We start from the raw sequence: 22,609 nt of genomic DNA on the forward strand, positions 1-22,609 counted from the left end.
GCGCGCCGCTCAGCGCGCCAGCTTCGCTTCGAGCATCGCTTTCACCGCCGGCCATTCGTCGTCGATGATGCTAAAGCGCACCGAGTTGCGCTTGCGCCCATCGGGCATGATCCGCTCGTGCCGCACGATGCCTTCCTGTTTCGCGCCGATGCGCAGGATCGCCGCGCGCGACTTGTCGTTGAGCTCGTCGGTCGTGAACTGCACGCGCACGCAGCGCATCACGTCGAACGCGTGGCACAGCAGCAGATATTTCGCCTCGGTGTTCACGACCGAGCGCTGCGCCGAGGCGGTGAGCCACGTATGGCCGATTTCGAGCTTGCGGTTCGCGCGATCGATCTTCCAGAACCGCGTGCTGCCGACGATCCGGCCAGCGCCCCCATTCTTTTCGTCCTTGTCGCGCCGCACGATCGTGAACGGCATCACCTTGCCGGCCGCGCGGCCGGCGAGCGCGGTGGCGATATAGGCGTCGACCGTCGCCGGGCCCGGCACGACGGTCAGCTTCATGTCCCACAGTTGCCCGTCGGCGGCGGCATCGACGAGGGCTTGCGCGTGCTCCTCGCGCAGCGGCCGCAGCTCGACGAACAAGCCGCTCAGCGTGGGCTGCATCGATTCGGCGGAAATATCGTTCATGGCAATAAAAAAGGCCCGCGAGCGGAAGACTCGTGGACCCGGCAGAGCGGTTGAGCCGCGCTCGGGAACGATGCGAGCGGCAAAACCGCGGCGCCGTTCCCGAAGCGCGTGATTGGCGTGATTAAACCGACATCACCGTGACCGCCTTGGTCACGAGGTAGGCTTCCATCGCCTCCGGGCCGCCTTCCGAACCGTAGCCGGAATCCTTGACGCCGCCGAACGGCATTTCCGGCGTCGGCGTGGCAGGCTGGTTGATCCACAGCATGCCGACTTCCATGCGCTGCGACAGCAGATGCACGTTGGCGAACGACTTCGTATACGCATAGCCGGCGAGGCCGAACGGCAGGCGGTTTGCTTCGGCGATCGCTTCTTCGAGCTTGTCGAAGCCGCGAATCGCGGCGACCGGGCCGAACGGCTCGTTGTTGAACACGTCGGCTTCGAGCGGCACGTCGGTCAGCACGGTGGCCGCGAAGAAGTTGCCTTCGGTACCGACGCGCTCGCCGCCCGTCGCGACCTTCGCGCCGGTCTTGCGGGCGTCGTCGACGACCTTGGCCATCGCGCTCAGACGGCGCGAGTTGGCGAGCGGCCCGAGCGTCGTGCCTTCGGCGAGACCGTCGCCGAGCTTCAGGCTTTCAGCGTGCTTGACGAGCGCCGCGGCGAACTCTTCGCGGATGCTGTTGTGCACGAGAAAACGCGTCGGCGAGATGCAGACCTGGCCCGCGTTGCGGAACTTCGCGGCGCCGGCTGCCTTGACCGCGAGCGCGACGTCGGCGTCTTCCGCGACGATCACCGGCGCGTGGCCGCCGAGCTCCATCGTCGCGCGCTTCATGTGCGAGCCGGCCAGCGCCGCGAGCTGCTTGCCGACCGGCGTCGAGCCCGTGAACGTGACCTTGCGGATCACCGGATGCGGGATCAGGTAGCTCGAGATTTCAGCCGGATCGCCGAACACGAGGCCGACCGTGCCGGCCGGCACGCCGGCTTCGACGAAGGCTTGCAGCAGCGCCGCCGGCGACGCCGGGGTTTCTTCCGGCGCCTTGACGAGGAACGAGCAGCCGCAGGCGAGCGCCGCCGACAGCTTGCGCACGACCTGGTTGACCGGGAAGTTCCACGGCGTGAACGCCGCGACCGGGCCGATCGGCTCCTTCAGCACCTGCGACTGCGCGGCAAGGTTGCGCGACGGCACGATGCGGCCATACACGCGGCGGCCTTCGTCCGCGAACCATTCGATGATGTCCGCGGCGGCCAGCACTTCGCCGCGCGCCTCGGCGAACGGCTTGCCCTGTTCCTGCGTCATCAGGCGGCCGATGTCCGCGGCGCGCTCACGCACGAGGGCGGCGGCACGGCGCATGATGGTTGCGCGCTCGTTGGCCGGCACCTTCCGCCAGGCTTCGAAGCCGCGCTGCGCGGCTTCGAGCGCGCGGTCCAGATCGGCGATGCCGGCATGCGCGACCTTGCCGATGGCCTGGCCGGTCGCGGGGTTGATCACGTCGAGGGTCTTGCCGCTGGCGGCGTCGCACCATTCGCCGTTGATCAGAAGACGGGTATCGGTATAGCTCGAGATGGCCATGCTGGGTTCCTGTGAGTGGGAAACAACTGGCCGCGCGGACGTGCGGCACGAGGCGACACTCCTGCGCGGCCATGAATGAATTGCCGATACCATTTATCTTATCTGATTGCGGGCAATCGCACCGGGCGCGGCCCGCAGGCGCCCGGTCGCGGCATGCGGCTTGCTGGGGCTTGGCACCGGAGCGATTTTGCGGGCCGTGCCGGGGCGCCGCGTCAGCGCTGCACGAAACGCTTGCAGGACGCAGCACTTCATCCATTCAACCGCTACTACAGCGCATCACGAGGACATCGCCATGCCAACCGGAACAGTGAAATGGTTCAACGACGCAAAGGGCTTCGGCTTCATCACTCCCGATGACGGCGGCGAAGATCTGTTCGCCCATTTTTCGGAGATTCGATCCGAAGGTTTCAAGTCGTTGCAGGAAAACCAGAAAGTCAGCTTTGAAATCAAGCAGGGGCCGAAAGGCAAACAGGCTGCCGACATCAAGCCCGTGTGACGCCGGCCGGGCGGCTCGTCCGCATGCGAGGCAGCCATGGATAAGGACGCCGCCTACGCGGAGATCGAGCGCAATGGCGGCGCCGCCTATGCGAAAACCTTCGCCGCGCGCTATCCCGACGAACCGCTGACGCCGTTCTGTCATCGCTATCTGTTCGAGCAGGCGCAGCGTGACGACGCGGCGCATGAGGCGGCCGCCGCCACGCACGACGACGAGCGCGGTTTCGCGCTGAGGTCGCTCGCGCGCATGGAGGCGTCGTCGCATATCGCGCAGGCGGCGGCGAGCGCGTCGCGCGACGCTGCAGCCGCCGCTCACACGTCGGCGCGCTCGGCGCGGCGCTCGGCCTTCTGGACCATGATCGCCGCGCTCGCGTCGGCGCTCGGCGTAGTGGTAAACGTGGCCCTCAATCTCGGCTGGCTCGAATGGGCGAGGCATATCGCGCGATGAGCGACGCGTCGGGCCGAGCGTTCGCGCCCGTGAAGGTGGCGTGAATCGGCGGCGCCGGCGGCGCTCGCCCGCACGCCACGCGACAACCTATCCATTTACCACACCGATACGACATCGATGCGACACGATTGCACGAACTCATCGATTACACAAATCGCCTCATCGGAGCATGCCGCGCGCGGTCTGAACGCAGTATTATTCTTCAGGTTTCCTTCAGCTTTGCTCCGTACTATTTGCGCCACTGCCCGTGGCCTTTCCGGACCGCGGCCGTCGCTACGTGCAGGTCGAACACAGGCTTTCCCGACCTGCATTCGGGCAATGGAACAGAATAGATTCCCTACTGAAAACCGAAAGCGCCTATAAAGGCTTGCTGGAGCATCCATGAAAACTCTGTTCTTGCAGGCGCCGTCGTACGACGGCTTCGATGGTGGCGCGGGTTCGCGCTATCAGGCCAAGCGTGAAGTTCGCTCGTTCTGGTATCCGACGTGGCTCGCCCAACCCGCGGCACTGGTTCCCGACAGCCGCGTGCTCGACGCCACGGCAGACGGCCTGTCCGTCGACGCCGCCCTCGACATCGCCTCGCAATACGAGCTGGTGGTGATTCACACCAGCACACCATCCTTCCCGACCGACGCGCTGTTCGCCCAGGACCTCAGGAAGCGCAAGCCGTCGCTGCTGATCGGCATGGTCGGCGCGAAGGTCGCGGTCGATCCGCATAATTCGCTGACCGCGACCGAGGCCATCGACTTCGTGTGTCGCGAGGAATTCGATTTCACCTGCAAGGAAATCGCCGAAGGCAAGCCGTTCGCACAGATCCTCGGCTTGAGCTATCGCACCCCCGACGGCTCGATCGAGCACAACGAATCGCGCCCGATCCTCGAGAACATGGACGAGCTGCCGTTCGTCGCGCCGATCTACAAGCGCGATCTGACCATCAAGAACTACTTCAACGGCTACCTGAAGCATCCGTATGTGTCGCTCTATACCGGCCGCGGCTGCCGCTCGAAGTGCACGTTCTGCCTGTGGCCGCAAACGGTCGGCGGCCATCGCTATCGGGTGCGTTCGGTCGAGAACGTGCTCGAGGAAGTCAAGTGGATTCGCGACAACATGCCCGAAGTCAAGGAGATCATGTTCGACGACGACACGTTCACCGACTTCAAGCCGCGCGCCGAAGAAATCGCGCGAGGCATGGGCAAGCTGGGGGTCACGTGGTCGTGCAACGCGAAGGCCAACGTGCCTTACTCGACGTTGAAGATCATGAAGGACAACGGCCTGCGCCTGCTGCTGGTCGGCTACGAGTCCGGCGACGACCAGATCCTGCTGAACGTCAAGAAGGGCCTGCGTACGGACATCGCGCGGCGCTTCGCGCAAGACTGCCGCACCCTCGGCATCAAGGTGCACGGCACCTTCATTCTCGGTCTGCCGGGTGAAACGCCGGAGACGATCCAGAAGACCATCGAGTACGCGAAGGAGATCAATCCGCTGACGATCCAGGTGTCGCTCGCCGCGCCGTACCCGGGCACTACGCTCTATAACCAGGCGGTCGAGAACGGCTGGCTCGCGGAGAACAAGGTGATCAATCTCGTCAGCAAGGAAGGCGTGCAGTTGGCGGCGATCGGCTACCCGCATCTGTCGCGAGACGAGATGTACCACCAGCTCGAAAACTTCTATAAACGCTTTTATTTCCGGCCGTCGAAGATCTGGGAGATCCTGCGCGAAATGCTGACCAGCTGGGACATGATGAAACGGCGCCTGCGCGAAGGCGTCGAATTTTTCCGCTTCCTGCGCGCGCACGAGGCGTGAGCGCCGCACACCTCGCCGCCGTCACGCTCGCGTACGCGTGCGCGGCGGCGACCGTTGTCGGCATCGGCTACACCGTGCTCGCGAGCGCGCTGATCGGGCGCTTCTTCGCGAGGGATGTAGCCGAACCCTCCAGCTTTCCACCCATTACGGTCATCAAACCGTTGCATGGCAACGAGTGGGCGTTGCTCGACAATCTGTCGAGCTTCTGCGCGCAAAATTATCCGGGGCCCGTGCAATTCCTGTTCGGCGTGCATGACTGCGCCGACCCCGCGCTGCAAACCGTCAACGAACTGCGGCGTCTCCATCCTCAGGCGGACATCACCGTAGTCGCCGATGCGCGTCTGTACGGCCCGAACCGCAAGATCAGCAACATCCTCAACATGCTGCCGCAGGCGCGCCACGACGTGCTCGTGTTCGCCGACAGCGACGTGTGCGTCGGCCCGGACTATCTGCGCAACGTGATCGGCGAATTGCAGCAGCCGGGCGTCGGGCTCGTCACCTGCGCATATCGCGGCCAGCCCGATCCGGGTTTCTGGCCACGGCTGTCGGCGATCGCAACCAACTACCAGTTCCTGCCCGGCGTCGTCACCGGACTCGCGCTCGGGCTCGCGCGGCCGTGCTTCGGCCAGACCATCGCGATGCGGCGCGACACCTACGAGCGGATCGGCGGCTTCATGCCGTTCGTGCAGCATCTGGCCGAGGACTACGAGATCGGCGCGGCGGTGCGCGCGGCGGGCGAGCAGGTCACGATTCCGCCGTTCGCAATCACGCATGCGTGTGTCGAAGCGAGCGCCGCACAACTCGTGACGCACGAACTGCGCTGGAGCCGCACGATTCGCCGCATCGATCCGCTCGGACACCTCGGCACGGCGCTCGTGCATCCGTTGCCGTTCGCGCTGCTCGCGCTCGCATGCTCGGGCGGCGCGCCGTGGGCGTGGCTGCTTGCGGCAGTGACGGTGCTCGCGCGTCTCGCGTTGAAGTGGCGCGCGGATCGGGCGTTGCGTCAGCGCTGCCGCGATCTGTGGCTTCTGCCGTTATGGGATATCGTATCGTTTGCGATTTTCGTCGCGAGCTTCCGCTCGTCGCGGGTGATCTGGCGGGGCTTCAGCTTCAAGGTCGACGGCGATGGGCTGCTGTCGGCGGCGCAGGACGAATGACGAACGAACGGCAGATTGGGCTGGCAATGAACGAAGAAGCTTCGAACGGGCGAAATGGGAGCGCCCTGGAGACGCATGGCAGCGCCCCGGCGACACGCGGCGTGCGGCGCATTACGTATACTGAGGTCGTGTGCGAGGTGCCCGCATGATGAAGCATCTGGGCCGCGCGGCTGCGCTCGCGGGTTTGCTGATCTCTTTGTGGCTCGTCTGGCGCGAAGATCCGCGCGCGGTGCTCAGCGCGTTGCGCGCGGCTGGCGCGGGCCTCGTGGTGGCCGCGCTCGCGCATGTGCTGCCAATGATCGCCAACGCGTGCGACTGGCGCTCGCTGATTCGCGGCGCGAACCGCCCCAGCTTCGGCAGGATGCTGCATCTGGTGTGGGTGCGGGAATCGGTCAACTCCATGCTGCCGGTCGCGCGGATCGGCGGCGAACTCGTGTCGTTCCGTATGTTCAAGCGCTGGGGCGTCAGGCCGTCGACAGCGGTGGCCAGCACCATCGTCGACATGCAGCTGACCGTGATCAGCCAGTTGATGTTCACGATGGTCGGCATTGGTTTTCTGTTCGCCAATGCGCAATCGGGCGCGCTGCGGCTCGCCGGGCAGCTCGCGTGGGGCGTGGTCGCGTTGACGCCGGTGCTGTTGCTGTTCGGGCTCGTCCAGCATGCCAATCCGTTCGAGCGCGTCACGCGCGTGGCGAACCGCGTGACGAGCGGCAAGCTAACCGCGCTGGTCGGCCAGTCCGCGCAGATCGATCAGTCGATCAAGGTGATCTGGCGCCGCCGCGCGGTCGTGCTGCGCTATCTGTTCTTCTGGCAGCCGCTGCAATGCGTGCTGACCTCGCTCGAAATCTGGCTCGCGCTGTATTTCCTCGGCGCGCGCGTGACGCTCGTCGAGGCGATCGTGATCGAATCGCTGATCCAGGCGGTCAGCAGCGCCGCGTTCTTCGTGCCGGGCGGTCTGGGCGTGCAGGAGGGCGCTTTCGTACTGATTGGCGGGGCGCTGGGGCTCGACCCCGCCACCTGTCTCGCGCTCGCGGCCGCGCGGCGAATTCGCGATCTGCTGATATTCGTGCCGGGCCTGATCGCGTGGCAGCTGTTCGAAGCGTCCGGCAGCGCGCGGCCGCATGCCGCACCGCACGGCGTGCGCGCCGAACTGACCAGGCAGCGTTCGGGCGTCGCTGACGCGAACCGGGGCGGCGAGCGGCGCTGAGCGATTGGCGCGCGCCTTCAGTGCGTCGCGCGATAGGCCGGAAACGACACCCTCACCGCAAGCCCTTGGTCCCCAATCCCGGCGCCTAGCTGCAGACTCGCGCCGAAATGCTCGGCGATCCGCGCAACGATCGACAAACCGAGCCCGCTGCCGGTCGCCTGATTGCCGGTCGCGCGGAAAAAGCGGTTCGTGAGCCGCGCGAGATCGTCCGGCGCGACGCCGGGGCCGTCGTCGCGCACGATCAGCTGCACCTGCTCGTCGGCATGGCGCACCGCCACTTCGACAGTGCCGCCCGTGCGTCCGTACTTGATCGCGTTATCGAGCAGATTGTCGAGCAGGATGCCGATCAGCACGGGCTCCGCGTCGATCTCGGCGAGCATGTCGCCGACCAGCTTCACATTGATGTGCTTCTGTTGCGCATTGCGCCTGTTCGCGAGCAGCGTATCTTTCGCGATCGCCGCCGGCCTCAGCGGCTCGGTGGGCAGCTTCTCCTGCACGTCTAGCCGCGCGAGCAGCAGCAGTTGCTCGGCGAGCCGCGCGCTGCGATCGACGCCTTGCACGACGCGCTCCATCGCGAGCCGTTGCAGCGCGATGTCGGGCTCGGCGAGCGCGACCTGCGCCTGTACCTTGATCGCGGCGAGCGGCGTCTTCAGTTCGTGCGCGGCATCGGCGGTGAAGGCGCGCTCGAGCTCGCGCGCATGGTGCAGACGCGCCAGCATCTGGTTGATCGCGTCGACGAGCGCGCGCACCTCGAGCGGCGTGCGGCCGATGCCGACCGGTTCCATGCGGTTGATGTCGCGCGAACGGATCGCGGCCGACAACACCTTCAGCGGCGCGAGACTCCAGCCGATGCTGAGCCACACGAGCACCGCGAGCACTGGCAGCGCGATCAGCGTGGGCCGCGCGATGCGGCTCGCGACACCGCTCACCAGATCGCTGCGGGTGTTGGCCAGTTCGAACACACGCACGCAGTGACCGAGCGCCGTTTCGCGCAACGTGAACGAGTGATAGAGCTGACCGCCCAGCGTGACGTCCTGCGCGCCGCTCGCGGGCGGCAACGGCAAATCCCACGCGGCGAGCGCATGCAGTTGCGGGCTGCCCGCCAGAATGGCGCCGTTGGCCGCGCGCACCTGGAAGAGGGCGTCGCGCGGCAGCGTGTCGTCGTCGTCGAGAACGCTCGCGCCGGGCTCACCGCCTCTCTCTTCTTCGCGCACGTCGATGCGCGCATTGGCGAGCGTCATCAGATTGCTCGAATCGAGCAGCGCGAGCATCTGCGCGAGTTCGGCGAGACGCGCTCGTTCCCACGCGGCGACTTCGTGGCTCGCCTGCCGGTAGCTCGACACGAGCGCACCGCCCCATACGATCGCGATGCTGGCGAGCACGAGCAGCACGAGGCGCCGTCGAATCGACGGACCGATCATTCTTTCTCCATCACATAGCCGATGTTGCGCACGGTCTTGATCAGGCTTGCGCCGAGCTTCTTGCGCAGGTTCGACACGTGCACCTCGATCGCATTGCTTTCGATTTCTTCCTGCCAGCCGTACAGGCTTTCTTCGAGCCGCGAGCGCGACTGAGGAATGCCGAGATTAGTCAGCAGTTGCAGCAGAATCGCCCATTCGCGCGACGTGAGCGGCACGCGCGCCTCGTCGATCTGCACCGTTTGCGCGGCCGGATTCACTGTCAGATTCTGGTAACGAATCAGATCGATACTGCGACCTTGTGCGCGGCGCAACAGCGCGCGGCACCGCGCCACCAGTTCGGTGAGATCGAACGGCTTGCCGAGATAGTCGTCGGCGCCCGCTTCGAGTCCGCCGACGCGATCGACGACCGTGCTTTTTGCGGTCAACACCAGCACCGGCACGTCATTGCCGACGTCGCGCACGCGTTTGAGCAGTTCCGTGCCGCTCACGCGCGGCAGGCCGAGGTCGAGTACCACCAAGGCATATTGAGTCGTGTCGAGCGCGAGGCCGGCCTTGTGGCCGTCGCGTGCCCAGTCGACTGTGAAGCCGGCCTGGCGAAGGCCCGCCTCGACACCGCAGCCGATGAGCTCGTCGTCTTCTACGAGGAGTAAGCGCATGAGGCAAATATTCCATTGTGGGGCTTTATTGCATAACGTCGAGCATTATGATGCAAGCGACATTGATGCACATAGACGAACAATCGGCCGCGTTCCGAAGTGTGACCACGCCGTTCGTTAGCCGCTTTATGCCATGCGCGTGCTTAAGGTTTCCTTCAGCTTGAATCGATACCATCGACGCGCTATAAAATGGTCGTCGCAGATCGTGATGCATGTGCGAGACCAGGTTGTCGTCAGACCATCGCAACCTGATCGTAAGGACTTCGATGGAGCGACGCGCGAGGCATTCTTTATGCTGGTTGATGGCGTCGATGGACGATCTCGACGAGTCCCGCCCATTGCCAGCATCCGGTCGGGCCGCAAGGCCGCGCACAAGGCACGTTATGAAGCGAGTCACCATCGACATGCTACGAGCCCATCTGCTAGTCGCGTCTCTGACGGCCGCAGCCACCGAAGCGCTGCTGTGCATCGCGTTACCGGTACTGCCCGTCCCTGACGCTTTTTTCGCTTCGGCATCGTTCAGGCTGTTCGCGCTGGCGCTGATCATCGGCGGCGTGGTGATCGCGCGCGAATTTGCCGAGGTCGCCTTCGAGGTCGCGGTGCGGCGCGACTACGCGATTCGCGCTGCTGTCGGCGCATCGCCCGCGGTGATCGCAGCGAATTGTCCGCGCCGGTGGCTCGTCGTGCTTCATCTGCGGCTAACGGGGCAACCTTTCGTGCTGGCCGGGCACTGACGGACACGGACGACACACAATGGCGGCGCACGCGTTGATGGCATGTCAATGGCTTCTGTTAGCCGCCTGCGTTAGCGCTTCGATCTATACGGTAGCCGCCGCGCTCGCCATGCCGTTTTTCACCGCCCGACATAAATCGAACCATCATGGGGGCAGGGCCGTCACTCGTGCGCTCAGCCGTTCGCTGATGGATTCGCTCGATTGCCCAACCGGGCCGTTCGCGCAGGTCGGTGTCAGCGTGCTGAAGCCGCTGTGCGGCGCCGAGCCGCGTCTCTACGAAAATCTGCGAACCTTCTGCGAGCAGCGCCATCAGCATTTTCAGCTGGTGTTGGGTGTGTCGTCGCCGCACGATCCCGCCATCGCGGTGGTGCGCCGTTTGCAGGCCGCCTATCCGAAGTGCGACATCGAGCTTGCAATCGACACACGCGTACACGGCAGCAATCTGAAAGTCAGCAACCTGATCAACATGGCGGCACGCGCGCGCCACGACGTGATCGTGATCGCCGACAGCGACATCGCGGTCGACTCGGACTATCTCGACAGCGTCGCCGCGCCGCTCGCGGACCCGAACGTCGGCGTGGTCACGTGCCTGTACGTCGCGCGCGGCGTCGGCGGTTTCTGGCCGCGTGTCGGTGCGCTGTTCATCAACGAGTGGTTCGCGCCCTCGGTGCGGGTCGCCCATGCGATGGGCTCGCGCCGCTTCGGCTTCGGCGCGACGCTCGCGTTGCGGCGCGCGACGCTGCAGCGCATCGGCGGCTTCGAAGCGCTGAAAAACTGCCTCGCCGACGACTACTGGCTCGCCGAGCACGTGCGCGCGCTCGGTCTGCAAACCGTGCTGTCGCGCGTGATGGTCGCGACCGACGTGATCGAGCCGACCTTCGCGGCGCTGTGGCAGCGCGAAACGCGCTGGCTGCGCACGATCCGCTCGGTCAATCCGCCGGGCTTCGTGTCGCTGCTGATCACGTTCCCCACGCCGTGGCTGTTGACGAGCGCGGGGCTGACCGTGTCGCTCGCGACGTGTGCTCACGCGCCTTTCGCGGCGGTAGTCGCGAGCGCGTCGGCCACCGCGGTCTGCGTTGGCGCGCGCCTGCTGCTGCACCTGCGCGCGGCACGCCGCGCGCGCACGTTCTGGCGCGATCTGCCGCTGGTGCCGTTGCGCGATACGCTGCTCGCGCTCCAGTGGCTCGTCAGCGCGTTCGGTTCGCACGTCGTGTGGCGCGGCGAGCGCATGCAGCTCGGCACGCCCTCCGCCGAGCGCAGCGGCCGGCTGGACAGCCTCACGTGATGGAGAGCGCAAAACCCACCCCGCCGCGCGGACTGATCACCACCGCCGACGATTTCGGTCTGCATCAGCGCGTCAATATCGCGGTCGAGCGCGCGCATCGCAACGGTGTGCTGCGCGCCGCGAGTCTGATGGTCGGCGCGCCGGCCGCCAAAGACGCGGTCGCGCGCGCGCGTATGCTGCCGGAACTGCGCGTGGGCCTGCATCTGGTGCTGGCCGACGGCGCCGCGCTGGCGCCGCGCGAGCAGGTCGCCGCGCTGCTCGACGACAACGGCCGCTTCGGCAGCAACATGGTGCGTGACGGCGTGCGCTTCTTTTTTCTGCCGCACGTGCGCCGGCAGCTCGCGCACGAAATTCGCGCGCAATTCGAAGCCTTCGCCGCGACCGGCCTTACGCTCGACCACGTGAACACGCACAAGCATTTTCATCTGCATCCGACGGTGCTGGGCCTGATCGTCGACATCGGCCGCGACTACGGCATGAAGGCGATGCGTTTGCCGTTCGAAGCGAACGCGCCGCTGTGGCTGCGGCCGTGGATCGCGCACGTGAAGACGCGGCTCGAACGCGCGGGGATCGCGCACAACGACTACGTGGTTGGCATCGCGGCGAGCGGGCGCATGGATGAGGCGACCTGGCTCGCCGCGCTCGCGAATCTGCCGCATGGTGTCGGCGAAATCTACTGTCATCCGGCGCTGGCCGGCGACGCGCTGAGCGACGGCATGCACGACTACCGGCATGCCGACGAGTTGCAGGCGCTGCTGTCGCCACGGGTGGCCGCCGCGATCCGCGCGCTTGGGGGGCGGCTCGGCGGGTTCGCGGATGTGCTCGAGTAGCGCCGTGCTTCGCGAAACGCGCATAACCTGGACTGCGCTCACACCGGCTGCTTTTTCATCAGCAGCTTCAGCAAAGCCGGCAGCAGCAACAGCACGAGCGGCAACTGCACGATCAACCCCGAAATGATCGCGATCGCGAGCGGTTGCTGCATCGCCGAACCTTGGCCCAGCGCGAACGCGAGCGGCAGCAGCGCGAGGATCGCGGCGATCGTCGTCATCGCGATCGGCCGCAGACGGTTGCGGCCGGCGGCCTGCAACGCGTCGTCGAAGGGCATCTCGTCGTCGCGCACCAGCGCCTGCAATTCCGACACATAGAAGATCGCGACCTCGGTCACGATGCCGATGATCATCGTCATGCCCATCATCGCTGAGATGTTCAACTCTATGCCGGTGATCCACAGGCCGATGAACACCGCGCCGGCCGCTAGCAGCGGCATCGCCAGCACCGCGAGCGCGACGCGCAGGCGCTCGTACAGGAACAGCAGGAGGCCGAACACGAGTGCGATCGCGGCGCCGAATACGGTTAGCAGACCCTTGAAGGCGATCTGCTGTTGCTGGTACAGACCGCCGAGCTCGTAATAGACGCCCGACGTCAGCAGGTTCGCGTCGCCGAGCGCCTTCTGCACGTCGGCGATCGTCGAGCCGAGATCGCGCCCGTCGATGCGCGCGGTGACCGCGACCATCCGCTTCAGATTCGAGCGGCTGATCTCGGGCTGACCGGTGACGCTCACGCGATCGGCGACGCGCTTCAGCGCGAACAGATGTCCGTCCGGCGCGCGTATCTGTAGCTGACCCAGTTGCGTATCGGTCATCTGGCGCGCGCCGTTCACGCGCACGCGCACGCCGACCGTTTTCGGGCCGCTCTGGAACTGCGTCGCGACATTGCCTTCGAGCATGTCGGTGACGGCCTGCGCGATCGCTTGCGGGTCCATGCCTTCGGCCGCGGCTGCGGCGGGCAGAATGTGCAGCTCGATCGCGTCGCCGGCGGGATTGATGCCGTCGTTCACGTCGACGATGCCCTGAATCTGGCCGATGCGCGCGGCCACCTTGCGCGCGGTGGTGTCGAGCGTGTGCGGGTCGTCGGAGAAAATCTTGATCTGCACCGGCTGCGGCACCGCGGTCAGATCGCCGATCAGGTCTTCCATCAGTTGCGCGAGCTCGATGCTGACGCCCGGCACCTGCGTGTCGATCTGCGAGCGGATTTCTTCCATCACAGTGTCGATCGGCTCGCGTTTGCCGGACTTCAGCCGCACGAAGAAGTCGCCCTTGTTCGGCTCGTTCAGATCGCCGCCGAGACCCGCGCCGGTGCGGCGCGAATAGGTCGCGACGTTCGGGTTCGCGCGCACGATCTGCTCGATCTGCTTCATCAGCCGGTCCGTTTCGGTGATCGACGTGCCCGGCTGCGTGTGATAGTCGAGCACGAAGCCGCCTTCGTCCATGCTCGGCATGAAGCCGCTGCCGACGCGCGTGAACGCGAACGCCGCAACGACGATCAACGGCACGACGCCGAGCAGCACGAGCGGCGGCCTCGCGATCACACGCCCGACCGTCACCGCATAGCGCCGGTTCAGCCACGCGGAGAAACGTGTTTCCTGGTGCTCCTCGGCGTCTTTGGGCTTTAGCCAGTGGTCGCACAGGATCGGGACCGCGAGCCATGTGACGAGGAACGAAATGAACAGCGCGCTCGCCATCGTCAGCGACAGCGCCTTGAAAAAGGCCCCCGTCACGCCCGACAGAAACGCGAGCGGCACGAAGATGATCAGTGTCGCCGCCGACGAACCCGCGAGCGGCCGCGTGAATTCGAGCGCCGCGGCCATCACGCGGCCGTGGAACGCGCGCGCGCCGGCTTCGCGCATGCGCCGCACGATGTGCTCGATCATCACGATCGCGTCGTCGATGACGAGGCCGACCGCGGCCGCCATACCGCCCAGCGTCATGATGTTGAAGCCCATGCCGAACACGTCGAGCAGCAGGATCGTCGCGGCCATCACGACCGGCACCAGCGCGACCGCGATCGCGGTGATCTTCCAGTTGCGCAGGAACACAAACAACGTCAGTGCCGCGAGCACGATGCCGATCATGATCGCGTCGCGCACGCTGGTGGCCGACGCGATCACGAGTTCGCTCTGGTCGTACCAGTTCGACAGATGCACGCCCGCGGGCATCTGCGGCTCGAATGCCGCGATCTTCGCGCGGATCGCGCGCGCCATCGCGACACTGTTGGCGCCGGGCTGCTGGTACACGTTCAGTAGCACCGCATCCTGACCATCGGCGGTGACGCGCATCCATTGCGGCACCACGCCCTGGCTCACCGTCGCGACGTCGCCGAGACGGATCTGCGCGCCGTTCGCATTGCCGTTGGCGGCCACGACGACGTTGCGCAGTTCGTCGAGCTGCGTGATCGTCGAGTTCGTGACGACGAGGTACAGCTTGTCGTGATCCTCGATGCGGCCGTTCGCCATCAGCACGTTGCTCGCGCCGATCGCCTTCGATACATCGGCGAGCGAGAGCTTGTACGCGGCGAGGCGGGCGGGATCGACCGCGACTTCGAACTCGTCCTGCGCGCCGCCGGTCACCTCGACGCGCGCGACGCCTTCCACCGACGACAGCAGCGGCCGCATCTGGAACTGCGCGAGATCGCGCAGTGCGGACAGCGACTGCCGCGTCGACGTGAGGCTGTACGCGAGCACCGGAAACACGGTCGGGTCCATGCGCCGCACGTGCATCGTCGTGCCGGGCGGCAGCGTCGTGAGAATTTCGCTGATCGCCGATTGCGCCTGCAACGTCGCCTGCGCCATGTCGGTGCCCCAGTCGAAGTTCAGCGAGATCTCCGCGGCGCCGCGGCTCGTCGTCGATGCGACGTCGCGCACGTTCGGCACGCGGCGCAGCGCTTCCTCGACCGGCATCGTGACGAGCGTCGTCATCTGCTCGGCGGGGCGGTCGCCCGCGTCGAGCGACACGACCGCGCGCGGAAACGCGACGTTCGGAAACAGCGAGATCGGCAGACGGAATGCGCTCAGCGCGCCGGCTATCGCGAGCAAGGCGATGACGAACAGCAGCGAGCGGCGATGCGTCTGCATCCATTGACCGAAGTTCATCGCGCGCCATCCCCGCCGGCGCGTACCGCCATGCCGTCTTTCAGCTCGTAGTTGCCGCTGCTCACGACGCCGAGCATGGGGTCGAGCGGACCGTCGACGCCGTAGCGTTCGCCGTTTTCGACCGCGATGCTCACCGCGACGCGGCGCGCCTTGTTTTGCGGGGTGATCTGGAACAGGTATGCGTGCTGGCCATCCCGCAGCACGGCCGCGCGCGGCACGATCCAGTGCGTGCCGGTACGGGTCGCGATGTCGCCAGAAACGCGCGTGCCGGGGATGAACGGCGTCTGCGCGAGCGGTACTGTCGCGCCGATGTTGACCAGTTGCGATTGCGGATCGATCGCGGCTCCGACGAGCACCACGCGGCCTTCGATCGACGTCTGCGCGAGTGCCGTGGACAGGCCGTGCAGTGTGACGGCATCGCCGGGATGGATCGAGGCGGCGTCGGTGGGCTCGACGCCGAGCGTCACGTTCGCGCGCGCGTCGCGGCTCGCGCCACTCGCGAGTTGCAGAATCGCCGCGCCGGCCTGCACCTGGTCGCCTTGTGCCGCCGATAGCTGCAGCACCACGCCGTCGAACGGCGCGGTCACGACCTTGTTGCCGCTCGTGATGCCGGTCTGATTCTGCGCGGCGAGCGCTTCGCGCGCATCGTCGACGGCTTTGCTCGCGCTGGCGAGCTGCGATTGCGTCGCGAGCCCCTTGTCGTACAGCGACCGGGTACGCACGAGTTCGCCTTGCGCGAGCGTCAGCGCGCTTCTCGCCTGGGTTGCGGCAAGCACGGCGGCAGGATCGGCCTGCACGACAAAGAGTGGCGTGCCGCGTTTGACGGTCTCGCCCGCCTGCACGCGCATCTGCACGATACGCGACAGGTAGGGCAGGTTGATTGTCGTCAAGTTCGACGCGGTGGCCGCGACGATCCCGAAGCCGCGCACCGGCTGCGCGATTGCGGCGCGCTGCACGCGCACGGTCTGTACCGCGACCGACGGTTGGGCTCCGCTGGCGGCGTTGTCGTCCGCACGAACCGGATGGACCGATGCATACAGCAGGATCGCGCAAGCGAGCGGCGCGGCGACGGCCGCAACGCGCGGCCACGGATGCCGCGACGAGAATAGGCTATTTCGCATGAGTGTCGATGAAAGTCTGAGCGGAAGAGAAAGCATCGGGAATCGCGCTGCCGAGCAGCGCCTGCAAGCCGATGCGTTGTTCGGCGAGCGCTTCGCGCAGCGTCGCGACGTCGATGCGTTTCGCGAGCGCGGCGCTTTGCGCATCGGTGTATGCGCCGAGCACGAGGTTGTGTTCGGCGTAGGCCGCCGCGGCTTCGCGCGCGGCGCGCTCGACGCCGGGCAGCGCGGCTTCGGTCTGCTGCAATTGGCGCGCGAGAATCGCGCTGTCTTCGCGTAGCCGGGCGACGTCCGCATACGCCTGGTTCAGGCGGGTCTGGTACTCGTCGCGAAGCCGCTGGCGGGTCGCTTTTTCGATCGCGACGTTGCCCTGGTTGCGGTTGAAGATCGGCAGACTCAGGTTGACCTGAAAGCCGCTCGTGTAGATGTTCGACGTGTCGCGCGCGCGCACGAAGCCGACCGACAGACTCGGGAACTGGCCCAGAATCGCCGCGCGATATTTCTGCTCCTGCGCTTCGTAGCCTGCCTGCAGCGCGATCAGATCGGGGCGGCGGCGGGCGAGCTCGGCGAGCGCTGAGTCGAGTGTGGCGTCGGTGAGCGGCGCGACGTCATCGTCGCCGCCCGGTTGCAATTGCATTTGCACGTCGGGCGCGAGGCCCAGCAACGCATTCAGATCGTGATGGGTTTGCGCGGCCGCGCGCTCGGCGTCGGTGTATTGCTTGCGTGCGTCGCCGTAGGCGAGCAGCGCGGCGGTGAGCGTATCGTCGGTCAGATTGCCAGCGGCGCGCGCCGCGGCCATGCGCTCGTAGCGCGTGCGCGCGAGATCGCGCTGCTGTTGCAACAGCGGCAGCATGCGCTGCTGGAAGCAGCGCTTCACGAACAACTGCCGCGCTTGCGCGACGACCTGCCATTCCTGCCACAGCAGGCCGAGATCGGTCTTCGCGAGCGTCGCGTCGGCGGACTGTTTATTCGCGCTGCGCAGCACGATCGCCATCACGTCGATGCTGAGGCCATAATTGAACGCGCGCGTGGTGCCGGCCGCGCCTGGATAATCGCTCGACACGCTCAGTTGCGGATCGGGCAGCAGACCCGCCGAATAAGCCTGCGCGCCGGCAATCCCGAGATCGTCGCGGGCCAGCTTCAGATCGGGGTTGTTGGCGACCGCGAGCATCGCGACTTCATCGATGTCGAGCCCGTCGGCGGGATCGAAACGATGCGCGGCCAGTTCGGGCAGCGGCATGCTAGCGGGATCGATGCGGATCCGCTCGAGCGATCGCGCTGACGTCGAGGTGTCCTGCGGCGCGAGCGGCTCGCGGTGATAGGTCGCGCAGCCACTCATCAGCAGCACGCACAACGGCATCAGTGCGCGCCGACGCAGCGTCGCGACGGAATGGAAATCAGGCAAAATCCGGCTCCTGCGAATCATCGGAAGGGGCGAGCGACTCGCGAACGAGGCCTCGCAGAGAGGGCTGATTTTCCGCAGCGCGCGCTTAAGACAGGCTTAACGTCGAATCGCGCGACCCAGGCCGTGCGAAATCGACGCGTCATCAGTACCCCGTAAGGGTTCGTTAAGCTGCCGCGGCCGATAATGCGGCGGCCAAAACCGCACGAAGGAGAGGAGAGGCCATGCGCCTGCTACTGGTCGAAGACGACGACATGATCGCGGAATCGGTGCTGGGCGCGATGCGCCGCGCCGGCTACGCGATCGACTGGGCCGAGGACGGCCGCGCGGCGGAACTGTCGCTCGATAACGGCGTGTACGACCTCGTGCTGCTCGACCTCGGCCTGCCGAAAAAAGACGGCATCGACGTGCTGAACGCGTATCGACGCAATGGCGGCGCGGCGCCCGTGATCATCCTGACCGCGCGCGACGCGGTCGACGAACGCATCCGCGGTCTCGATGCCGGCGCCGACGACTACCTGATCAAGCCGTTCGACCTCGACGAACTGGCCGCGCGCATTCGCGCGCTGCTGCGCCGGCGCACCGGCCAGAAGCAGCCGGTCTACAGTCACGGCGAACTGACGCTCGACCCCGCCGCGCATGAAGTGACCAAGGACGGCGTGCCGCTGCCGCTGGTGCCGCGCGAATTCGCGTTGCTGCAGGCGCTGATCGAGGAGCCGACCCGCGTGTTCACGAAGGCCGAGCTCGAAGAAAAGCTGTACGGCTGGGGCGAGGAAGTCGGCAGCAATACGATCGAAGTGCATGTGCACAGTCTGCGGCGCAAGATCGGCGCGGACCAGGTCGTGACGGTGCGCGGGGTCGGCTACCGCCTGAAGAGGTGCGGATGACGTCGATTCGCCGCTGGCTGCTCGGCTGGCTGATCTTCGGCATGGCGGCGGCGTCGATGGTCGCGGCTTTCGCGATCTTCCATACCGCGCGGCGCGAGGCGAGCGAGCTGTTCGACTACGAACTGCGCACCGTCGCGCTGTCGCTGCCGTCGGCGCTGAGCGGCGCGGGCAGCCGCGAGCGTCGCAACCCCGACCTCGGCGATCTCGCCGACGACCGCATCGTCATCGAAATCTGGGACCGCGGCGGTACGCTCGTCTATCGCTCCGCGCGGGCGCCGGTGTTCGAGCGTCTGCCGCCGGGCTTTCACACAGTGCCGCGCGGCGAATACCACTGGCGCATCTTCGGCGTAGCGCAGACAGACCGCTACGTGCAGGTCGCGCAACCGGTCTCGGTGCGCGAAGAACTCGCGTTGCATCTCGCGCTGCACACGCTGTGGCCGCTCGGCGTGCTGCTGCCAGTGACGATCGCGCTGGTGCTGCTGGTGGTCGCGCGCGGGCTCGCGCCGATCGGCGGCCTGTCGCGCGCGCTCGCGACGCGTTCGATCGATTCGCTCGAACCGCTGCGGCTCGACGGCAACCTGCCGGTCGAAATCCGGCCGCTCGTCGAAGCGCTGAACGATCTGCTGCAACGGTTGCATACGGCGTCGCAGGCGCAGCGCACGTTCATCGCCGATGCCGCGCACGAGTTGCGCTCGCCGCTCGCGGCGCTGAAGCTGCAACTGCAGGCGGCGTCGCGCGATGGATCGCTGAGGGGCGAGGGGCAGACGCTCGAGCGCGTCGAAAATCGGGTGAACCGGATCATCCACCTCGTGCAGCAACTGCTGACGCTCGCACGCGAAGACGCGCAGCCGGTCACGTCGACGGTGCCGGTCAGCCTGCGGCGCATCGGCGAGCAGGCGGTCAGCGATTGTTCCGTGCTCGCGGAGCTGCGAGAGATCGATCTCGGCCTCGAATGCGAACACGCGCGCACACCGAACGACGCCTATACCGTGCTCGCGGAGCCGCACAGTATCAGTGTGTTGTTAGCGAACCTGATCAATAACGCAATCCGTCATACGCCGCCGGGCGGCCGTGTCGACGTGGTGCTGCGACGCACGGGCGAGCGCGTGGGCTTCGAGGTCGTCGACAGCGGCTCGGGAATTCCGGAGGCGGAGCTCGAACGCGTATTCGACCCTTTCTATCGCGGCGAGGAGTCGAAGGGCGAGGGCAGCGGGCTCGGTCTCGCGATCGTCGCGCGGATCGCCGAGCGGCATCAACTCGGCCTGTCGCTGAGCAACAATGTCGGGGGGCCCGGTTTGCGGGTGTCCGTCACGGGGCTGCGCGCGCCCGCCGCCGACGCGCCCGTCACGGCCGCGAATTGACAATCGCCACTGCGGCTCGGAGTTGTCACAAGCACGTGAGCGCACGCTGCTACAATCTCGTTTTTACAGATCGACAGATTGGTTGTGCACTATGGGTTTCGAACAACTCGCTGAACTGAAGAAGCAACTGGCCGCGGCGCGCGCCGCCGCAGAGTCCGCCGGCAAGCCCGATCGCAAATCGGCCGCGCGCCCCGCTTCGAAGGCCGCTGGCAAGCCCGCTTCAAATTCAGGGGCACAACCTGGTTCACATGCCGACCGTGGCGCCAATCCGGGCACGAAGCCCGGTGGCCGGCCCGGCGCGAAGCCGGCCGCAAAGGGCGGCGCTCGCCCGGACGGTAAGCCGGGCACGCGCGCCGGCCGCCCGCAGCCGGCGCGCCACACCGAGCCGGCCAGGCCGGCGGTGGACGCCAAGCCGGTGGACCCGGTGGTGCGCTCGATCGGTCGTCTGCAAAAACGTTTCCCGGTCGCCTTCCCGAAGAATCCGGCCCCGAAGCTGGCGCTGAAGATCGGCATTTTCGAAGACCTCGTCGTGCATGCGAAGGAGCTGTCGCTGAGCGAAGCCGAACTGCGCGACGCGATCAAGACGTGGTGTCGTGGCGGACGCTACTGGAAGAGCCTCGTCGAAGGCGCGGCGCGCGTCGACCTGGCGGGCGTCGAAGCCGGCAAGGTCACGGCGCAGGAAGCGGCGGGTGCTCAGCGCCTGCTCGCGCATCGCGCGGCGAAGGCCGCGCAGAAGACCGCCACCGCGACGGCAAGCGCGAATGCGCCGACCGATGCAGGTACACCGGCCGAAGGCGCGGCCGCTAAAGAGTCGCAGGCCGAAGCAGCGGTAGCGGCAGTCGCGGAACAAGCGGCCCGCCAAGCGGATGCCGCTGCTGCGTCGCCGGAAGCCGTAGCGGCGGATGCCGCCGGGGGCGCGGACACGCAGGCGCAGACCAGCGCGCAACACGAACCGCAAGCCACCGCTCCCGCCTCGCCCCCCTCCCAAGCCTAACCTTGGCACAGCCCGTCATGGCCTTGATCACGAGGCCATGACGGGCGGCGCAGCCGTCAACCGGCTGCGCACGAATCCCACATGCTCGCGCAGCACGTAAAACGCATCCGCATACGCGAGCGGCATGCGCAGGTGGCTCAGCGCCGCCTCGATCTCATCCAGTTGCCCCAGTAGCTGCGTGCGCTCCTCGTCGGTTGCGCCGGCGAGCGCGTGCCGCTCGATCGCGATCAGCGAACCGTAATAACGATAGATGCGCGAGCGCACCCGCCACCGGTACAGCGCCGGAATCACGCGCATGGCGGGCACTAGCAGCACGGCGACCGGCAACAGCAGGAAGAGCGTACGATCGCCGATGCTCGCGAGCCAGAAAGGCAGCGTTCGATACAAAAAGCCCTTGCCGGTCCGGTAATAGCGCTGCGCGTCTTCGCTGATCGGATATTCGTGCTCGACCGGGTTCGGGAACTGGCCGGCGTGCTGCAACAGGCCCGCGGCGCCGTGCACTTCCTGCGCCGCCTCGATCAATAGGTCCGAAATCGCCGGATGCAGCGTGCTGCGCGCGACGAGTTCGACCGTCGGACTAATCAGGTGGACGGTCTCGGGCGGAATGCGCCGCTTCAGATCGAGCACGCCGGGCGGCAAGTCGATCTGGTCGAGAAACGGAAAGACGCGTGTATAGGCGCTCGCTTCGTCGAAATTCATCACCGAGATGCCGGGTACGCGCAACAGCCGCAGCATCAGGCCGCGCGTTGCCGAATCGCCGCTCAGAATCGCCGCGTCGACCTCGCCGGCAACCAGCTGCGTGGCGGCCTGCAGGCCGTCGCTGGGCACTAGCGTGGTGGCGCCGCCGGGCTCGATGCCGTTCGCCGCGAGCAGTTGCAGCGCGAGCAGCCGCGTGCCGCTGCCTTCGCGGCCGACCGCGATGCGCTTGCCTTCGAGCTGCGCAAGTTGCGTGAGCGCCGCGCCGCGATAGAACACGACGATCGGCACATAGAACACGCTGCCGAGCGACACCAGCGACGAAGTATCGAGCCCTTCGGCCACCCCGCCCTGCACGAGAGCGATATCGACGTGCTGCGTCGGATCCAGCAGCCGCTGCAGGTTCTGCACGGAACCTTGGGATTCGAGCACGTTCAGGCGGATGCCGTTGCGCGCGAGGATCTTGCGGTACTGGTTCGCGGTGACGACGAACGAGCTGTCGCGCGGGCCGGCGCTGATCGTGATCGTGCGCGGCGGCGCCGGATTGGCGATCCAGATGATCAGCACGATCGCGAACGCGATCAGCAGCGCCGTGATGAAGTAGGGCAGCAAGTGCTCGCGCCATTCGGCGCGCGTTGGTTCGGCGGGAAAGTGCGGAGGCCGCGGACGCTGCGCTTTCATGAAGACTCCGTGCGGGAAGCCAGGTGAAGGCATTGTCGCCTGTGCGGGGCGGCTTTGCCGTCGACGGTTCGCTCTATTGACCGGGCGCGCGGGGGTCGACGAAACCTGCCACCCACGGCCGAAAAATAACGACGTACAT

At 66.5% G+C, this 22,609-nt stretch carries 19 protein-coding genes; 11 read left to right on the top strand and 8 right to left on the bottom strand.

Going from position 1 to position 22,609, the window contains the following annotated elements:
• Positions 1–9: 9 nt before the first annotated feature.
• Positions 10–630, bottom strand: a complete 621-nt coding sequence (locus OKW44_RS19200) for a GNAT family N-acetyltransferase (protein WP_018417786.1) — start codon at positions 628–630, stop codon at positions 10–12.
• 121 nt (positions 631–751) lie between these two features.
• The gene (locus tag OKW44_RS19205; RefSeq protein WP_018417787.1) at positions 752–2,197 is read right to left on the bottom strand and encodes an NAD-dependent succinate-semialdehyde dehydrogenase; all 1,446 of its coding nucleotides are present in this window, start codon (positions 2,195–2,197) and stop codon (positions 752–754) included.
• Between the two features lie 292 nt (positions 2,198–2,489).
• Here OKW44_RS19205 and OKW44_RS19210 point away from each other — a divergent pair, with 292 nt between their 5' ends.
• The 5 genes from OKW44_RS19210 to OKW44_RS19230 all read left to right on the top strand — a co-directional run bounded on the left by OKW44_RS19210 (position 2,490) and on the right by OKW44_RS19230 (position 7,307).
• Positions 2,490–2,693 carry a cold-shock protein gene (locus tag OKW44_RS19210; protein WP_007181784.1) on the top strand — a complete coding sequence of 68 codons (204 nt, stop codon included), beginning with the start codon at positions 2,490–2,492 and terminating at the stop codon, positions 2,691–2,693.
• A gap of 36 nt (positions 2,694–2,729) precedes the next feature.
• On the top strand, positions 2,730–3,140 hold the full coding sequence (locus OKW44_RS19215) for a hypothetical protein (RefSeq protein WP_018417788.1): 411 nt from the start codon (positions 2,730–2,732) through the stop codon (positions 3,138–3,140).
• A gap of 381 nt (positions 3,141–3,521) precedes the next feature.
• On the top strand, positions 3,522–4,943 hold the full coding sequence (gene hpnJ, locus OKW44_RS19220) for a hopanoid biosynthesis associated radical SAM protein HpnJ (RefSeq protein WP_018417789.1): 1,422 nt from the start codon (positions 3,522–3,524) through the stop codon (positions 4,941–4,943).
• Positions 4,940–6,100 carry a bacteriohopanetetrol glucosamine biosynthesis glycosyltransferase HpnI gene (hpnI, locus tag OKW44_RS19225; protein ID WP_018417790.1) on the top strand — a complete coding sequence of 387 codons (1,161 nt, stop codon included), beginning with the start codon at positions 4,940–4,942 and terminating at the stop codon, positions 6,098–6,100. Before hpnJ ends, hpnI (OKW44_RS19225) begins: the two co-directional genes overlap by 4 nt.
• A 145-nt stretch (positions 6,101–6,245) precedes the next feature.
• Positions 6,246–7,307, top strand: coding sequence for a lysylphosphatidylglycerol synthase domain-containing protein (locus OKW44_RS19230; RefSeq protein WP_018417791.1), 1,062 nt, complete (start codon positions 6,246–6,248; stop codon positions 7,305–7,307).
• Between the two features lie 17 nt (positions 7,308–7,324).
• On the opposite strand, the gene OKW44_RS19235 is transcribed toward OKW44_RS19230, so the two are convergent.
• The gene (locus OKW44_RS19235) at positions 7,325–8,728 is read right to left on the bottom strand and encodes an ATP-binding protein (RefSeq protein WP_018417792.1); all 1,404 of its coding nucleotides are present in this window, start codon (positions 8,726–8,728) and stop codon (positions 7,325–7,327) included.
• On the bottom strand, positions 8,725–9,384 hold the full coding sequence (locus tag OKW44_RS19240; protein ID WP_018417793.1) for a response regulator: 660 nt from the start codon (positions 9,382–9,384) through the stop codon (positions 8,725–8,727). The genes OKW44_RS19235 and OKW44_RS19240 overlap by 4 nt, the downstream gene beginning before the upstream one ends.
• 383 nt (positions 9,385–9,767) lie before the next feature.
• On the opposite strand from OKW44_RS19240, the gene OKW44_RS19245 reads away from it, so the two are divergent.
• Genes OKW44_RS19245 through hpnK form a run of 3 tightly spaced genes read left to right on the top strand, consistent with a single transcriptional unit; the run spans position 9,768 to position 12,233 of the window.
• Positions 9,768–10,118 carry a hypothetical protein gene (locus OKW44_RS19245; protein ID WP_018417794.1) on the top strand — a complete coding sequence of 117 codons (351 nt, stop codon included), beginning with the start codon at positions 9,768–9,770 and terminating at the stop codon, positions 10,116–10,118.
• 19 nt (positions 10,119–10,137) lie between these two features.
• Positions 10,138–11,403, top strand: coding sequence for a bacteriohopanetetrol glucosamine biosynthesis glycosyltransferase HpnI (gene hpnI / locus OKW44_RS19250; protein WP_018417795.1), 1,266 nt, complete (start codon positions 10,138–10,140; stop codon positions 11,401–11,403).
• Entirely contained in the window at positions 11,403–12,233 is an 831-nt protein-coding gene (hpnK, locus tag OKW44_RS19255) for a hopanoid biosynthesis-associated protein HpnK (RefSeq protein WP_018417796.1), read from the top strand. The genes hpnI (OKW44_RS19250) and hpnK overlap by 1 nt, the downstream gene beginning before the upstream one ends.
• Positions 12,234–12,271: 38 nt before the next feature.
• Here the strand turns inward: hpnK and OKW44_RS19260 are convergent, their stop codons facing one another.
• Genes OKW44_RS19260 through OKW44_RS19270 form a run of 3 tightly spaced genes read right to left on the bottom strand, consistent with a single transcriptional unit; the run spans position 12,272 to position 17,854 of the window.
• Positions 12,272–15,331, bottom strand: coding sequence for an efflux RND transporter permease subunit (locus tag OKW44_RS19260; protein WP_018417797.1), 3,060 nt, complete (start codon positions 15,329–15,331; stop codon positions 12,272–12,274).
• The gene (locus OKW44_RS19265; protein ID WP_018417798.1) at positions 15,328–16,452 is read right to left on the bottom strand and encodes an efflux RND transporter periplasmic adaptor subunit; all 1,125 of its coding nucleotides are present in this window, start codon (positions 16,450–16,452) and stop codon (positions 15,328–15,330) included. Before OKW44_RS19265 ends, OKW44_RS19260 begins: the two co-directional genes overlap by 4 nt.
• On the bottom strand, positions 16,442–17,854 hold the full coding sequence (locus OKW44_RS19270; protein WP_018417799.1) for a TolC family protein: 1,413 nt from the start codon (positions 17,852–17,854) through the stop codon (positions 16,442–16,444). Before OKW44_RS19270 ends, OKW44_RS19265 begins: the two co-directional genes overlap by 11 nt.
• 221 nt (positions 17,855–18,075) lie before the next feature.
• On the opposite strand from OKW44_RS19270, the gene OKW44_RS19275 reads away from it, so the two are divergent.
• The 3 genes from OKW44_RS19275 to OKW44_RS19285 all read left to right on the top strand — a co-directional run bounded on the left by OKW44_RS19275 (position 18,076) and on the right by OKW44_RS19285 (position 21,093).
• Positions 18,076–18,738, top strand: coding sequence for a response regulator (locus OKW44_RS19275; protein ID WP_018417800.1), 663 nt, complete (start codon positions 18,076–18,078; stop codon positions 18,736–18,738).
• Entirely contained in the window at positions 18,735–20,099 is a 1,365-nt protein-coding gene (locus OKW44_RS19280) for an ATP-binding protein (protein ID WP_018417801.1), read from the top strand. Before OKW44_RS19275 ends, OKW44_RS19280 begins: the two co-directional genes overlap by 4 nt.
• A 91-nt stretch (positions 20,100–20,190) precedes the next feature.
• On the top strand, positions 20,191–21,093 hold the full coding sequence (locus OKW44_RS19285) for a ProQ/FinO family protein (protein ID WP_018417802.1): 903 nt from the start codon (positions 20,191–20,193) through the stop codon (positions 21,091–21,093).
• A gap of 27 nt (positions 21,094–21,120) precedes the next feature.
• Here OKW44_RS19285 and OKW44_RS19290 read toward each other — a convergent pair whose 3' ends face one another.
• Complete coding sequence (locus OKW44_RS19290; protein WP_018417803.1) at positions 21,121–22,470, bottom strand: TAXI family TRAP transporter solute-binding subunit; 1,350 nt, start codon at positions 22,468–22,470, stop codon at positions 21,121–21,123.
• Positions 22,471–22,609: the final 139 nt, after the last annotated feature.

Source organism: Paraburkholderia lebeckiae (assembly GCF_050436325.1).
Taxonomy (GTDB): Bacteria; Pseudomonadota; Gammaproteobacteria; order Burkholderiales; family Burkholderiaceae; genus Paraburkholderia; species Paraburkholderia tuberum.